The sequence below is a fragment of the Nocardioides ginsengisegetis genome, from assembly GCF_014138045.1.
GTDB classification, from domain to species: Bacteria; Actinomycetota; Actinomycetes; order Propionibacteriales; family Nocardioidaceae; genus Nocardioides; species Nocardioides ginsengisegetis.
Genome location: NZ_JACGXA010000001.1, coordinates 2,347,224 through 2,361,954, shown reverse-complemented (window position 1 = coordinate 2,361,954; position 14,731 = coordinate 2,347,224). Strand labels below are relative to the sequence as shown.

General features: G+C 72.7%; 16 protein-coding genes. 11 read left to right on the top strand and 5 right to left on the bottom strand.

Annotated features, from left to right (window positions below; all coding sequences use genetic code 11):
- Position 1: 1 nt before the first annotated feature.
- Together cpaB and FB382_RS11315 are read right to left on the bottom strand one after the other, a co-directional pair.
- The gene (cpaB, locus tag FB382_RS11320; RefSeq protein WP_182539205.1) at positions 2–736 is read right to left on the bottom strand and encodes a Flp pilus assembly protein CpaB; all 735 of its coding nucleotides are present in this window, start codon (positions 734–736) and stop codon (positions 2–4) included.
- Between the two features lie 214 nt (positions 737–950).
- Entirely contained in the window at positions 951–2,741 is a 1,791-nt protein-coding gene (locus tag FB382_RS11315) for an AMP-binding protein (RefSeq protein ID WP_182539203.1), read from the bottom strand.
- A gap of 143 nt (positions 2,742–2,884) precedes the next feature.
- Here FB382_RS11315 and FB382_RS11310 point away from each other — a divergent pair, with 143 nt between their 5' ends.
- The 5 genes from FB382_RS11310 to FB382_RS11290 are packed head-to-tail and all read left to right on the top strand — an operon-like array spanning position 2,885 to position 6,842.
- Positions 2,885–3,325 carry an SRPBCC family protein gene (locus tag FB382_RS11310; protein ID WP_125038674.1) on the top strand — a complete coding sequence of 147 codons (441 nt, stop codon included), beginning with the start codon at positions 2,885–2,887 and terminating at the stop codon, positions 3,323–3,325.
- Between the two features lie 23 nt (positions 3,326–3,348).
- Entirely contained in the window at positions 3,349–4,536 is a 1,188-nt protein-coding gene (locus tag FB382_RS11305; protein ID WP_182539201.1) for a TRC40/GET3/ArsA family transport-energizing ATPase, read from the top strand.
- Positions 4,533–4,937: a hypothetical protein gene (locus FB382_RS11300; RefSeq protein WP_182539199.1), complete on the top strand. Its 405-nt coding sequence runs from the start codon at positions 4,533–4,535 to the stop codon at positions 4,935–4,937. The genes FB382_RS11305 and FB382_RS11300 overlap by 4 nt, the downstream gene beginning before the upstream one ends.
- A complete protein-coding gene (locus tag FB382_RS11295) occupies positions 4,934–5,875 on the top strand; it encodes an ROK family glucokinase (protein WP_182539197.1) in 942 nt (313 codons plus the stop codon). The genes FB382_RS11300 and FB382_RS11295 overlap by 4 nt, the downstream gene beginning before the upstream one ends.
- Before the next feature lie 10 nt (positions 5,876–5,885).
- Positions 5,886–6,842 carry an ROK family protein gene (locus FB382_RS11290; protein ID WP_182539195.1) on the top strand — a complete coding sequence of 319 codons (957 nt, stop codon included), beginning with the start codon at positions 5,886–5,888 and terminating at the stop codon, positions 6,840–6,842.
- Here FB382_RS11290 and FB382_RS11285 read toward each other — a convergent pair.
- From FB382_RS11285 to FB382_RS11275, 3 genes are read right to left on the bottom strand one after another with little or no spacing between them, the layout of a single operon-like run.
- A complete protein-coding gene (locus FB382_RS11285; protein ID WP_182539193.1) occupies positions 6,827–8,071 on the bottom strand; it encodes an ornithine cyclodeaminase, nickel-pincer nucleotide-dependent in 1,245 nt (414 codons plus the stop codon). The two genes, FB382_RS11290 and FB382_RS11285, sit on opposite strands and share 16 nt — an antisense overlap.
- 18 nt (positions 8,072–8,089) lie before the next feature.
- The gene (locus FB382_RS11280; RefSeq protein ID WP_182539191.1) at positions 8,090–8,494 is read right to left on the bottom strand and encodes a hypothetical protein; all 405 of its coding nucleotides are present in this window, start codon (positions 8,492–8,494) and stop codon (positions 8,090–8,092) included.
- 51 nt (positions 8,495–8,545) lie between these two features.
- Positions 8,546–9,319: an alpha/beta hydrolase gene (locus FB382_RS11275; RefSeq protein WP_125038667.1), complete on the bottom strand. Its 774-nt coding sequence runs from the start codon at positions 9,317–9,319 to the stop codon at positions 8,546–8,548.
- Between the two features lie 106 nt (positions 9,320–9,425).
- Between FB382_RS11275 and FB382_RS11270 the strand changes: the two genes are divergently transcribed.
- The 6 genes from FB382_RS11270 to FB382_RS11245 are packed head-to-tail and all read left to right on the top strand — an operon-like array spanning position 9,426 to position 14,256.
- Positions 9,426–10,166, top strand: a complete 741-nt coding sequence (locus tag FB382_RS11270; protein WP_182539189.1) for a 1-acyl-sn-glycerol-3-phosphate acyltransferase — start codon at positions 9,426–9,428, stop codon at positions 10,164–10,166.
- A complete protein-coding gene (macS, locus tag FB382_RS11265) occupies positions 10,163–11,302 on the top strand; it encodes a MacS family sensor histidine kinase (protein ID WP_182541480.1) in 1,140 nt (379 codons plus the stop codon). The genes FB382_RS11270 and macS overlap by 4 nt, the downstream gene beginning before the upstream one ends.
- Positions 11,299–11,817: a flavin reductase family protein gene (locus FB382_RS11260; protein WP_182539187.1), complete on the top strand. Its 519-nt coding sequence runs from the start codon at positions 11,299–11,301 to the stop codon at positions 11,815–11,817. Before macS ends, FB382_RS11260 begins: the two co-directional genes overlap by 4 nt.
- A gap of 11 nt (positions 11,818–11,828) precedes the next feature.
- Complete coding sequence (locus FB382_RS11255) at positions 11,829–12,518, top strand: response regulator (RefSeq protein ID WP_220481325.1); 690 nt, start codon at positions 11,829–11,831, stop codon at positions 12,516–12,518.
- Positions 12,515–13,369 (top strand): arylamine N-acetyltransferase, encoded by an 855-nt coding sequence (locus tag FB382_RS11250; protein ID WP_182539185.1) that lies wholly within the window; start codon positions 12,515–12,517, stop codon positions 13,367–13,369. Before FB382_RS11255 ends, FB382_RS11250 begins: the two co-directional genes overlap by 4 nt.
- On the top strand, positions 13,366–14,256 hold the full coding sequence (locus tag FB382_RS11245) for a hypothetical protein (protein ID WP_182539183.1): 891 nt from the start codon (positions 13,366–13,368) through the stop codon (positions 14,254–14,256). Before FB382_RS11250 ends, FB382_RS11245 begins: the two co-directional genes overlap by 4 nt.
- Positions 14,257–14,731 lie beyond the last annotated feature (475 nt).

Here is a 14,731-nt window from a genome sequence, read left to right as displayed (position 1 = left end):
CCTACCTGAACAGGTTCAGCGCCGTGACGCCGGGACCCGGCTTCACGGCGCTGTCGGTCGTGAGCAGTGCGAAGGCCAGCTCGCCGTTGCCGGAGGCGAAGAGGACCTTCTGGGCGTCCTGCTGGTCGAGGGCGAGGGTGAGGAGCGTGCGGGGCAGCTGCTCGGTGGTCTGCGCACCCGTCTGGTCGGTGGTGGTCGTCGACACCGGTGTGGTCGATCCGACGCCCAGCACGGTGACGCGGGGGAGCAGCATGCGGGTGAAGGCCTGGCCGCTGGTGGCATCGGAGCCGTTGAGGAACACCGAGACCTGCGAGCCGGGGTTGACGAAGCCGGCCACGCGGGCCGGGTCGGTGAGGTTGACCGAGATCGCCATCTCGCCCTTGGGGATCTGCAGCGGTGAGGCCGCCTCCGCCTGGCCGCCGAACTTGCTGGCGATGATCTGCTCACCGGGGTAGATCGCCGTGAGCGCCACGAGGCCGGTGAGGCTCTCGGTGCTGGTCTGGTAGCCGCCGAGGAGCTGGTCCTTGGGGACCGGCTGGAGCGCCAGCTTGCCGCCGGCCGAGGCCGCCTCGATGGTCTCGCCGGGGGAGATCACGGCGACGGCGCGGAGCACGTCGACGGTGTCGTACTGCTCGGCGGCGCGGGCGTCGGCTCCCCGGACGTAGAGGAAGACCAGGAGCGTGCCCAGTGTGGCCACGACCGCGGCGGCCACGAGGAGGATCCTGCGTCGGTCCATGGACGGCACCTTTCCGAAATGCCTAGGACCGCCAGGCACCCCATCTGCCGGTCCGGTCAGTCAATCCCTCGGGCGCCCCGCCCTCCCCGACGGTGCACCACGCGTCACTCTAGGAGACTTCCGCCGCTGGGAGGGAGGATTCCCAGCACTTTCGATCGAGTGTCGTCCAGACCAAGATGGGGGAAATCCCCCCAACGGGCGAGATTGGCACCGATCACGACGGGTAGAGCGCCGCCACCTCGTCGCGGAACTCGCGCATCACCACGTTGCGCTTGAGCTTCAGGCTGGGGGTGAGCTGCCCGCCCTCCTCGGTCCAGCTGTCGGGGAGGATCGTGAACTTGCGGATCGCCTCGGCCTTCGACACGGCCTTGTTGGCCTCCTCGACCGCACCTTCGATCTCGCTGCGCAGGTCCGGGTCGTCGACCAGGTCGGCGATGCTGCCGCTCTTGCCGTGGGCCTCGGCCCACGCGGGGAACGACTCGGCGTCGATCGTCACCAGCGCGGCGATGAAGGGCTGCCCGTCACCGACGACCATGCACTGGTCGACGAGCGCATGGGCACGCAGCCGGTCCTCGAGCACCGCCGGCGCGACGTTCTTGCCTCCGGCGGTGACGATGATCTCCTTCTTGCGCCCGGTGATCCGGACGAAGCCCTCGTCGTCGACCTCGCCCACGTCACCGGTGTGGAACCACCCGTCGCGCTCGAGCGCCTCGGCGGTGGCCTCCTCGTTCTCCCAGTAGCCGGCGAAGACCTGGCCACCGCGGAACAGCAGCTCGCCGTCGTCGGCCACGCGTACGGCGGTGCCGGGGATCGGCCGTCCGACGGTCCCGATCTTGGTGGCGTCGGGCAGGTTCACCGTCAGCGCCGCCGTGGTCTCGGTCAGGCCGTAGCCCTCGAGCACGGTCAGGCCGATGCCCCGGTAGAAGTGGCCCAGGCGGTCGCCGAGCGGGGCGCCGCCGGACACGGCGTAGAGGCAGTTGCCGCCGAGCGCCTCGCGCAGCTTGCCGTAGACGAGCCGGGAGAACAGCGCGTGCTGGGCGCGGACGGCGATCGACGGCCGCCCCCTGTCCAGACCCCGGCTGTAGGCGATCGCCGTCTCCGCGGCGCGGTCGAAGATCTTGCCCTTGCCGTCGGCGGTCGCCTTCTGGGAGGCGGTGTTGAACACCTTCTCAAAGACGCGCGGCACCGCGAGGACGAACGTCGGCTTGAAGTCGCCGAGGTCGGCGACGAGGTTCTTGATGTCGGAGGAGTGGCCCAGGCGGGTGCGCGACTTCACGCAACCGACCTGGATGATCCGCGCGAAGACGTGGGCCAGCGGCAGGAAGAGCAGCGTCGAGGCGCCCTCGGTCGCGAACAGTCGCTCGAGCTCGTCGACCGCGACGCCGAGCTCGAACATGAAGTTGCCGTGGGTGAGCATGCAGCCCTTGGGCCGGCCGGTGGTGCCCGAGGTGTAGATCAGCGTGGCGAGGTCGAGGGGAGTGGTCGTCGTACGACGCTTCTCCAGCGCCTCGTCGGCGACGTCGGCACCCAGCGAGACGAGCACCTCGACGGCGTTGTCGGTGATGGACCAGACGTGGTTGAGCTGGTCGAGGTCGCCGCGCGCCTCGGTGACGCGGGCGGTGTGGTCGGGCCCCTCGGTGACGACGGCACGGGCGCCGGAGTCGCGCAGGATCCAGGCGATCTGCTCGGCCGAGGAGGTCTCGTAGACCGGCACGGTCACCGCCCCGGCGAACCAGATGGCGTAGTCGAGCAGCGTCCACTCGTAACGCGTCTTGGAGATCAGCGCGACCCGGTCGCCCGCCTCGATGCCGGCGGCCATCAGCCCCTTGGCGACGGCACTCACCTCGGCGAGGAAGGTGGCCGCGGTGACGTCCTCCCACGCGCCCGCGCGGTGGCGGCTGAACACGACGGTGTCGGCAGCTTCCCGGGCGTTGGTCACCACGTCGTCGGTGAGGTTGCCGGTGGCCGGCACCTCGATCGTCAGGGGCGTGGAGAACTCACGCACGTTGCCTCCTGGGGGCGCGCCGGTGTGGGGATTCCGGGGCAGGTTACCGCTGCCGGCGGGGCCCCGGTCATCCGGTACGCTCCCGGCCGGAGGCAACTCCTCCACCCCGTCTCCATCCCGTCCACTGCACCGAGGGGGCTCACATGGCCGAGCAGACGACGAGCTCGATCGTCATCGACGCCGCTCCGGACGCGATCATGGCCGTGATCGCCGACTTCGCCGCCTACCCGCAGTGGGCCAAGGGCGTCACGACCGCCGACGTGCGGTCCTCGGCCGCCGACGGCCGTGCCGAGCAGGTCTTCTTCGCCCTCGACGTGTCGCCGATCAAGGACGAGTACACCCTCGCCTACACGTGGGACGCCGACCGCCAGGTCACCTGGACCCTGGTCGAGGGCAAGATGCTGCGCGCCCTCGACGGCGCCTACGTCCTGCGCGACCTCGGCAACGGCTCCACCGAGGTCACCTACCGCCTCGCCCTCGACGTCTCGATCCCGCTGATCGGCATGCTCAAGCGCAAGGGCGAGAAGATCCTCATCGACACCGCGCTCAAGGGCCTGAAGAAGCGCGTCGAGTCGCTCGGCTGAGCGCCGACCGACCCCAGAAGACCGTGCGCATCCTCCTGTTCACCGGCAAGGGCGGGGTGGGCAAGTCCACCGTCGCGGCCGGTACGGCGGCGCTCGCCGCCGCCCGTGGGCACCGCACCTTGGTCCTCTCGACCGACGCCGCCCACTCGCTGGCCGACGCGTTCGGCCACGCCGTCGGCTCGGACCCGACCCCCGTGGCCGACAACCTCTTCGTCCAGCAGGTCGACGCCCAGCTGCGCTTCGAGCAGTCCTGGGCCGAGATCCAGCACTACCTCCTCAGCGTGCTCGACGTGGCCGGTGTCGACCCGGTGGCGGCCGAGGAGCTGACGGTCATCCCGGGCGCCGAGGAGGTGCTCGCGCTCCTCGAGCTGCGGCTGCACGCGCTCTCCGACGAGTGGGACGTGATCGTCGTCGACTGTGCCCCGACGGCCGAGACCCTGCGGCTCCTCGCGCTGCCCGAGGCGCTGGGCTGGTACATGCAGCGTGTGCTCCCCGTTGAGCGCCGCGTCGTCAAGGCGCTCAAGCCCGTGCTCCAGAAGGCGACCGGCGTCCCGATGCCCGGGGACGGGGTCTTCGACGCGGTCGAGCGGCTGCACGCCGAGCTCGACGAGGTCCGCTCCCTGTTGTCCGGCCCGAACGCCAGCGTCCGGCTCGTGATGACGCCGGAGAACGTCGTGCTCGCCGAGGCCCGGCGCTCCTACACGACGCTGTCGCTCTACGGCTACCGCGTCGACGGCGTGGTGGCCAACCGCGTCTTCCCGGCCGACGGCGCCGACGACTGGCGCGCCGGCTGGGTGATGGCCCAGGACGACGTGCTCGCCCAGGTCGAGCAGTCCTTCGCCGGGCTGCCCGTCTGGCGCTCGGTCTACCGCCCCGGTGAACCGGTCGGGGTCGAGGCGCTGGCCGCGCTCGCGACCGAGGTGTACGGCGAGGACGACCCGCTGGCACCGCCGCGTGGGGAGGGCCCCTTCCGCGTCACCCGGACGACGTCGGGCGCGCTGCTGCACCTGTCCCTGCCGTTCGTCTCGCGGGCCGAGGTCGATCTCGCGCGGAACGGCGACGAGCTCGTCGTGACCGTGGGGTCGTATCGTCGTCTCCTCACGCTGCCCGCCGGGCTGGCGCGGCACCGGGTCGCCGGCGCGCGCGTCGACGAGGGCGAGCTGCGCGTGAGGTTCCAGGAGAACGAGCGAGCCGAGGAGGCACTGACGTGACGCAACCGCCCGACGGTGACGACGCGGTCGGCAGCGTCTCCGACGAGGCCGCGAAGCTCTTCGGAGCCCTCTCCGACTGGGCCCGCGACCAGGGCTCCGACCTCGGACACGGCCTCTCCGGCCTGGCCGACCACGCGGCCTCGGCGGCGCGTGAGGTCAACGAGCACCTCGCCACCGGCTCGGCCGAGTGCACCTACTGCCCGATCTGCCGCACCGTGCAGGTCGTACGCCAGGCCAGCCCTGAGGTGCGCGCCCACCTGGCGACCGCCGCCTCCTCGCTGCTGCAGGCCGCGATCGGTGCGCTGGCGACCGCGGTGCCCGACGATGCCCGGACCTCCGGGCGCGGCACCGGGGTGGAGCGGATCGACCTGGACGACGAGCCCGAAGGGGATGACTCATGACGCTCGCCTGTGGCGTGGACGTCGGCGGCACGAAGATCGCCGGTGGCGTGGTCGACGAGGACGGCACCGTTCTGGAGGAGCTCCGCGTCGAGAGCCCGGCGACGGACTCCGAGGCGATCGAGGAGGCCATCGCCGGCCTGGTCGCCGAGCTCGGCTCGCGGCACGAGATCGCGACGGTCGGGGTCGGTGCGGCCGGCTACATCGACAAGGCGCGGGCGGTCGTGATGTTCGCCCCCAACATCGCCTGGCGCAACGTCGACCTCAAGTCCGAGCTCGAGGCGCGGGTCAAGCTGCCCGTCGTGGTCGAGAACGACGCCAACGCGGCCGCGTGGGGCGAGTTCACCTACGGCGCCGGGCACGACGTCGACGACCTCCTGCTCGTCACGGTCGGCACCGGGGTCGGCGGCGGCGTGGTGCTCGACGGTGCGCTCTACCGCGGTGCGTTCGGCGTCGGCGCCGAGATCGGTCACATGCGGGTGGTGCCCGACGGCATCCTCTGCGGCTGCGGCAACCACGGCTGCTTCGAGCAGTACGCCTCCGGTTCGGCACTGGTCCGCGAGGCCCGCTCGGCCGCGCGGGGCGGCTCGCTGCTGGCCCGCGGCCTGCTGGACCGTGCCGGAGGCGACGTCGACCGGATCAGCGGCCCGCTCATCACCGAGGCGGCCCGGGGCGGCGACGCGTTCGCCGTGGAGCAGCTCGCCCACCTCGGGAAGTGGCTCGGCGAGGGCATCGCCTCCCTGACGGCGATCCTCGACCCGGCCGTGGTCGTCATCGGCGGTGGGGTCAGCGAGGCCGAGGACCTGCTGCTGGATCCGATCCGGGCGTCGTTCTCCGCGCAGCTGACCGGTCGCGGCCACCGCCCGGCCCTGGAGATCCGCAAGGCCCGCCTGGGCAACCGGGCCGGCATGATCGGCGCCGCCGACCTGTCGCGGCGCTGACGCGGCGCGCATGGGTGTCTTCATCGGGGTCGACGTCGGCGGCACGAAGGTGCTCGCCGCCGTCGTGTCCGCCTCCGGCGAGGTCGTGCGCACCGCCCGCCGCTCCACGCCCGGTCGCCGGGTCGACGCCGCCCTCGTCGAGGACGCCCTGACCGCCGCCGTCGAGGACGTCGCGGCGGGGGAGACCGTCGAGGGCGTCGGGATCGCCGCCGCCGGCTTCGTCGATGCCGAGGGCGCGCGCGTGATGTTCGCCCCGCACCTGCCCTGGCGCGGAGAGCACGTCCGCGACCGGCTGGCCGAGCGTTGGGGGACCACCGTCGCCCTCAACAACGACGCCAACTGCGCCGCACTCGCCGAGGTGACGTACGGCGCCGGGCGCGGCGCCAGCGACGTCGTCATGATCACGCTCGGCACCGGCATCGGTGGCGCCCTCGTGCTGGGCGGCCGGGTGCACCGCGGCCGCAACGGCATGGCGGGGGAGTTCGGCCACATGCAGGTCGTGCCCGACGGCCAGCCGTGCGAGTGCGGCAACCGCGGCTGCTGGGAGCAGTACTCCAGCGGCAACGCCCTCGTCCGCTTCGCCCGGGCCCGGATCGGCCACGAGCCGACGGTGCTCGAGGAGCTCTGCCAGGGCAACCCCGACCTGCTGGTGGGTCCGATGGTGACCGAGGCCGCCGAGGCGGGCGACCTGGTCGCCCGCCAGGCGTTCGGCTCCGTGGGCGAGTGGCTGGGCGTCGGGGTCGCCAACCTGGTCGCGGCGTTCGACCCCGACTGCGTCGTGGTGGGCGGCGGCGTGTCCGCGGCCGGCGACCGGCTGCTCGAGCCCGCCCGCAGCGCCCTGGTCCGCTCGCTGGTCGGCGGCGGCCAGCGCGTCGTACCCCCGCTGGTGCGGGCCGCACTGGGTCCGGAGGCGGGCGTGGTCGGCGCGGCCGACCTCGCCCGTGAGGTGGGTCAGGCCCGGCGGTAGTCCGGGACCAGCTCGATGGCGAGCTGCTCGAGGAACAGACCCACGTCGGTGACGATGCCGCGCGCCTGCGAGGAGCCGCGGTCGGCGAGCTTGGTCACCGTGGCGGGGTTGATGTCCACGCAGACCAGCGGGATCGAGGCGGGCAGGATGTTGCCGGTCGCCACCGAGTGGAGCATGGTCGCCACCATCAGGCAGAAGCCGACGTCGGGCAGCGCCGCGCGCATGGCGCGCTGGCCCTCGATGACGTCGGTGTAGACGTCGGGCAGGGGCCCGTCGTCGCGGACGGAGCCGACCAGGACGAACTCCTTCCCGTGCTTGACGAGCGCGTGCATGATGCCGCCGGTCAGCACGCCGTTGTCGACGGCGTTGCGGATTGAGCCCTGCTTGCGGATCGTGTTGAGCGCGCGGATGTGGTGCTCGTGGCCGTGCTCGACGCCACGGCCCTGCGCGAGGTCGACGCCCAGCGAGGTGCCGTAGAGCGACGACTCGATGTCGTGGGTGGCCAGCGCGTTGCCGGCGAAGAGGACGTCGACGAAGCCGGCGTCGACCATGGCGACCATCGCGGGCGCCGCACCGGTGTGGACCACGCCCGGTCCGCCCACCCACAGCACCTTCTTGCCGGCCGCCTTGGCCTCGCGCATGCCCTCGGCGACCTGGCGCACCAGCACCGCCTGCGGCTTCTCCGAGGACACGTCGGACTCCATGAAGCCGAACGACTCGGAGCTCTTGTCGACGATCGGGACCTGGACCCGGATGCCGGAGGCGCCGGTCACCACCGACATCCCGACGCGTACGTCGCTCATCGGCAGCGTGATCACCCGCGTGATCTCGCCGGCCTCGTCGTGCTCGACGACGAGTCCGCAGTCCATCTCGGGGTTGGCCACGTCGACCCACCGGCCGCCGAGGCGGACCTTGGTCGCGAGGTTGGTGGTGGAGTAGAAGCCGTCGGGGAAGACGCCGTCGAGGTCGCACACGGCCACCTCGGCCTGGCCGGGGTCGACCTGGTTGACCCCGCGCGTCTGCAGGCGCATGAGCAGCCGCTGCAGCGACGGGTCGTCCTCGGCGGTCACGGTGATGGTGGCCTTCGACGTGTCGACGGCCTCGTGGCCGACCACGAACTTGTCGATGACGTAGTCGCCGCCGTACTCCCGGATGTCGTCCAGGATGCGGCTCAGGATGCCGCTGTCCATCAGGTGGCCGGTGACCTCGACGGTCTCGCTCTCACTCACGCCCCGCACCTTAGCCAGTCAGAGGCGCGAGCCGTCGTCCCAGGGGTCCCGTGGGCCACGCGGCATCTGGGCCACGAGGTAGAGGAAGCCGCCGACGAACGCGCCGACCAGCAGGAAGCTGATGAAGCCGGGCAGGTGCAGGCCGAAGACCATCGAGACCAGCAGCACGGCCGGCGACGCGAAGACCCCCAGCCAGGCGGCCACGCGGTCCGGTGTGGTGCGCGGCAGCGGCGGCGGGGGAGGCGGCACGAAGCGGTCCTCGTCCTCGCGGGCGTCGGGAGCCTGCTCCTCGTCCTCGTCGTCGTACGACGACCACGCGGCGGCCGGTTCCTCGACGGGAGCGGTCTCGCGCTCGATCTCGGGACGGTCGCCGTAGTTCTCGACGATCGCGCGCCAGGCGTCGTCGTCGCTGTCGGGCTGCACCTGATGAGCGTAAGTGGTGGCGCCAACCCCCACCACTGCCGCCCGCAGGGCCTACGGGGCCGTGACCTTGGCGATGAACGCCGCGGACTCCTCGAAGATCTGCGGGGCGTCGTTGTCGATCGTGGCCACGTGGTAGCTCTCGCCGAGGCTGCGCTCGGTGATCTCTCGGGAGGACACCTTGCTGGTGATCAGCGGCTGGGAGAGGTCGTCGACGACGTGGTCGACCGTGGAGCGGAAGTAGAGGAGCGGCGCGGTGATCCGCGGCAGGTCCGGCACGAGCGCGGCGAAGCCCTGCATCATCGAGTGTGCCGCGCGGAGCGGGGTCTTGGCGTAGCCGTGCTCCTCGACGCCGGGCTTCTTGATGTCGTTGGCGATGCCGGGGAACGACGGCACGAGGTGCTTGAGGACGGGCAGCAGCTTGACGTCGAAGCGGCGGGTGCCGACGGCGGGGTTGACGACGACGACACCGGCGAGCCGGTCGGGGTGGTCGGCGGCGAGCCGCAGCACCAGGGCGCCGCCCATCGACAGGCCGCACGCGACGACGGCGTCGTTCTCGGCGACCAGCTTGTCGAAGGTGCGCGACACCTCGCCGTACCAGTCGGCCCAGGTCGTCTTGTTGGCGTCCTGCCAGCTGGTGCCGTGGCCGGGCAGCCGCGGCACCTCCACGGCGTACCCCTGCTCGGCGAGGTACTCGCCCCAGGGCTTCATCGACGCCGGCTGGCCCGTGAAGCCGTGGCTCAGCAGCACGCCGATGCGGCGTCCTCCGGTGAGCTCGGGACGAGCGGCGACCGAGAGCGGGTGGGCCAGGGGGTGCACGTCCGTCATGGCGCAGATTGTGCACGAGCGGAGCCCGTCTGTCCCGGGTGTCCGCGCTAGGCTTCGGCCGACAGGTGGGCGAGCGCGCTACAGGGGTCTTCAGAAGGGTCGTTCGGTGTTCTACTGGTTCCTGAAGTGGGTGGCACTCGGGCCCTTGCTGCGGGCGGTCTTCCGGCCTCGGGTGGAGGGTGCCCAGCACGTCCCCGCCGAGGGCCCGGCGATCCTGGCGAGCAACCATCTCTCGTACGCCGACTGGCTGTTCATGCCGCTCACGCTGCCGCGCCGCGTCACCTTCGTCGCGAAGGCGGAGTACTTCACCGGCACCGGCATCAAGGGCTGGCTGCAGAAGACGTTCTTCTCCGGCTCCGGCCAGGTGCCGATCGACCGGTCCGGCGCGGACGCCGCCGCCGGCGCGCTGCTGTCGGCCAAGCGGGTGCTGGCCGACGGGGGCCTGTTCGGGATCTACCCCGAGGGCACACGCTCCCACGACGGCAAGCTCTACCGCGGCAAGACCGGCGTCGCGCGGCTCGCCCTGGAGACCAAGGTCCCCGTGATCCCGGTCGCCGTCGTCGGCACCGACGTCGTGGCGCCCCCGGGCAAGAAGTTCGGCTCGTTCACGCGCCCGGTCGTGCGCTTCGGCAAGCCCCTGGACTTCTCCCGCTACGACGGCATGGAGAACGACCGCTACATCCTCCGCTCGATCACCGACGAGATCATGTACGAGATCATGCGGCTCTCCGGCCAGGAGTACGTCGACATGTACGCCACCCGCGCGAAGGAAGAGTCCAAGCGGGTCGAGAAGGAGCGCGTGGAGAAGGAGGCGGCCGCGGCCGCCGACGCGAAGAAGGCGTCCTGACCGGGGTCCCCTCCGCTGCCACCTCGGCCGCCGTCGTCGAGGACCGGCTCTTCCGCGCCCTCGCGGTGCTCCGCGTGGTCGTGCTCCTCAACGCGGTCGCGCTCAACCTCTACCGCGCCGACAACTTCGACCATCCGGCTGCCGGTGTGGCGACCGTGGCGTTCATGGTCGCGTGGACGACCGCAGCCCTCTGGCTGTACGACGCCCATCGCCGCCGCACCGCCCCGCTGCTGGTGGCCGACCTGGCGGTCGCCGTCCTGCTCGTCCTGCTGTCGCCGGTGATCAAGGGGCCGGACATGCAGGCCACCGTCCCGGGCTTCTGGGTGATGGGGCCGCTCCTGGCGTGGGCGTTGCACTGGCGCTGGCGCGGCGGGCTGGTGGCCGCGGTGGTGCTCTCGGCCTGTGACTTGTCGGTCCGCTCCCACTTCACCCAGGGCACCTACGGCAACGTCTTCCTGCTGATGATCGGCGGGCCGATCGTCGGCTTCCTGAGCGCCTCGCTCGTGCAGATGGCCGAGGAGCGCGACACCGCCGAGCGCGCCGCGGCAGCAGCCGCCGAGCGGGCCCGGCTGGCGCGCGCGGTCCACGACGGCGTGCTCCAGGTGCTCGCCCTGGTCCAGCGCCGCGGTGCCGAGCTGGGTGGTGAGGCCGCCGAGCTCGGCCGGCTGGCGGGGGAGCAGGAGTCCGCGCTGCGCACCCTGATCCGGCGCCAGGACGCCGTCACCGAGCCCGCCGCTCCCGCGACCCTGGACCTGGCCGCCGAGCTCGCCGGGCTCGCCTCACCCCGCGTCAGCGTCGCCGGTCCGGGGTCGCCGGTGCTGCTCCCGGCCGCGACCGTCGGCGAGCTGGTGGCCACGGCCCAGGCCTGCCTGGACAACGTCGCCGTCCACGTCGGCCCCGACGCGCCGGCCTGGATCCTGCTCGAGTCGCTGCCCGGTCGGGTGGAGCTGTCCGTGCGCGACGAGGGCCCCGGCATCCCCGCCGGCCGTCTCGAGGCCGCCGAGCGCGAGGGTCGGCTCGGCGTGGTGGAGTCGATCCGCGGGCGGGTCGCCGACCTCGGCGGCACCGCCACCCTGAGCACCGGCTCGTTCGGCACCGAGTGGGAGCTCGCCGTCCCCGTGCAGGAGACCTCATGACGATCCACGCCGGCCACCCCTTCGCCGACCCCGACCCCGATCCCGTACGCCGCCTCCGCGGGCGGCTCGGCGGCGCCGTCACCCTCTGGACCGCCGGCGACGGGTCCGGGCGCGCCGGCCTGACCGTGTCGTCGCTCATGGTGGCCGGGGGCGAGCCCGGCCGCGTGCTGGCCCTGCTCGACCCCGACTCCGACCTCGTCGACCGGCTGGGGGAGACCGGCCGGGGCGTCGTCCAGCTGTTGGCGTGGGAGCACCGCGACCTCGCCGAGGCGTTCGCCGGCACCGCGCCCGCGCCGGGCGGGCCGTTCCGCACCGGCACGTTCGAGCAGACCGCCTGGGGTCCGCGGCTCGCCGACGCGACCGCGTGGGCCGGGGTCGTCCTCGAGTCGGTGACCACCGTCGGCTGGTCCGCGCTCGTCACCTGCACCCTCGAGCACGTCGAGCTCGACGAGGAGGGCGTGCCGCTCGGCCACCGCCGCGGCCGCTACCTGCGGCTCGGTCCTGACCTGCTCTAGGGTCTGCGGGCATGGAGACGGGGATCCGGGTGATGGTGGTCGACGACCACCCGATGTGGCGGGACGCGGTCGAGCGCGACCTGCAGGCCGCAGGTTTCGACGTCGTCGCGGTCGCGGCCAACGGCAGCGAGGCCCTGGCCCGCTTCCCCGCGGCGCGGCCACAGGTCGTCGTGCTGGACCTGCAGATCCCCGAGCCCAACGGCGTGGCCGTGACCGCTGAGGTCGTCCGTCAGGACCCGTCCGCCCGGGTGCTGATCCTGTCGGCGTCGGGCGAGCAGGCCGACGTGCTGGAGGCGGTGAAGGCGGGCGCGACCGGCTACCTCGTGAAGTCGGCGTCCCGCGAGGAGCTGATCGCCGCGGTGCTCCGGGTGGCCGAGGGCGACACGGTCTTCACGCCCGGCCTGGCCGGTCTGGTGCTGGGGGAGTTCCGCCGGCTCGTCGGCGGCGCCGAGCCCCGCGACCCCGGCGTCACGGCGGACCCGGCGAAGCCCGAGCTCACCGAGCGCGAGACCGAGGTGCTCAAGATGGTCGCGAAGGGGATGTCCTCCCAGGCGATCGCCGACCGCCTCGTCATCTCGCACCGCACCGTCCAGAATCACGTCCAGAACACCCTCCGCAAGCTGCAGATGCACAACCGGGTCGAGCTGACCCGCTACGCGATCGAGCAGGGGCTCGACGACGACGAGGAGCCCGGCCGGTGACCGGCACCGCGGCGTACCTCCACCGGATCGGGCTCGACCGGGCCCTGCCGCCGACCCTCGGGTCGCTGCGGCTGATCCACCGCCACCACCTGGCGCACGTGCCCTACGAGAACCTCGCGATCATGCTCGGGCGGCCGCCCTCGGTGGACCCGCAGGACTGCCTCGCGCGGGTGGTCGAGCACGGCCGCGCGGGCTACTGCTTCCACCAGAACGGCGCGCTCGAGGTGGTGCTGCGCGACCTCGGGTACGCCGTCGAACGTCGCCACGGCCACGTCTGGACCGACGAGTCGCAGCGCTTCGCCGGGTCGCTCAACCACCTCGTGCTGCTGGTCACCGGGCTGCCGACCGACGCCAACCCGGACGGCCGCTGGTGGGTCGACGTGGGGCTGGGCGACGCGTTCCTCGAGCCGTTGCCGGTCGTCGAGGGCGAGCACGTCCAGTCCGGCTTCCGCTACACCGTCAGCGACGTCACGCCCGACGGCTGGTCCTTCCGCCACGACACGGCCGGCTCGTTCACCGGCATCGAGGTCAGCACCCTCTCGACCGAGCCGGCCGCGGTGCTCGCCTCGCACGCCGAGCTGTCGAGCCCGCCCGACGGCCACTTCGCCCAGCTCCTGGTCGTCCAGCGCCGCGAAGCGACCGGCGTGGACGTCGTACGCGGTTGCGTGCGGTCGCGTGTCGAGGCGACCGGCACGACGCAGACCACGCTCGAGACGTACGACGCGTGGCGGGCCGCGCTGACCGACGAGCTCGGGCTGTCGCTCGACGACGTCGCCGAGGACGACCTGCAGGCGCTGTGGGAGCGCTGCCTCGTCGCGCACCGGGCCTGGGTCGAAGCGGGTCGGCCATGACCGAGTCGCTGCTCGCCGTGGCCGACGAGCTCTACGGCCTCGGCCTCGCCGAGTTCACGCCCGCCCGGGACGCCCGGGCCAAGGCACTCAAGGGCGAGGACGCCGCCCTGTCCCAGGCCGTCAAGGCCCTGAAGAAGCCGTCGACGGCGGCGTGGGTGGTCAACGTGCTGGTGCGCCACGAGACCGAGCAGGTCGAACAGGTGCTCGCGATGGGCGCCGCCCTCCGCGAGGCGCAGGCCGCCATGTCCGGCGACGACCTGCGCGCACTCACCCGCCAGCGCCGCCAGCTGACGGCCGCTGTCACGACCCAGGCGCGGGGCGTGGCGGCGAGCCTGGGCATGAAGGTGACCCAGGCCGTCGCCGACCAGGTCGAGCTGACCCTCACGGCCGCCATGGTCGACGAGAACTGCTCAGCCGCCGTTCGCAGCGGCCTCCTCGTCAGCGCCCTCGCCACGACCGGACTCGCCGCGGAGGACCCGACCCCGTCCGTCGCCGTGCCCGAGGCCCTCGGCTTCGCTGCCACCGCCCACGAGGCCGCGCCGGACGGCCGCCCGGACCTGCACGTCGTCGCCGACCCCGACGCCGACGAGAAGGCCCGGGCCGCCGCCCAGGAGCTCCTCGACGAGACCGAGGCCGACCTCGCGCGCGCCACCGAGGCGCTCGCCGAGACCTCCGCCGCCGTCGAGGCCCTCGAGGCCCGCACCATGCAGCTCCAGGCCGAGATCGACGAGCTCCGCCGGCAGCTGGCCAGGCTCGAGTCGTCCGCCGAGGACGCCGACGACGAGCTGGCCGACGCCGAGGACGCACGCAGCGAGGCTCAGGCCGCGGTCCGGGAGGCCACGCGCGCTCGTGATGCTGCCGCGAAGGCGCTCGACAGGCTCTCCTGATCGGGTTGGCGCGACTGCCGGGCCCGACTCGTGGGTGCGCCGCGTAGCCGATCGCGCCTCGGCGTCAAGGAGCTTCGCCCGCTTCGCGGCGCCTTCGGCGTCCTTGACGCCGAGCCTCGCGCGATCGGCTTCAGGCGGCGGTCGGGGCGGACAGCCCTCGCTGCGCTCGGTCCGCCGCCCCGCCCCAGGCGCACCCCCGGCCACACGGATCACATCCGGTCCGGATGTCGGGGTAGAACACGTTCTGATTGGGCGAAATCAGCATGCCTCTGGGCCGATCTTCTGCTGGTTTTGACCAATCAGCGCTCCGATGGGACGCACGGGACAGGTGGGACCCCACCAGCCCCAGTACCCGACCAGGGGCGCCCGCGCATGCGGGCGGTGCGGGCGAAGCCCGTGCCGACAAGCGCGCCGCCGGCCGACCGTCCGGGTCCCGGGGTCAAGGGCGGCGAAGCCGCCGAAGGGAACCCTTGAC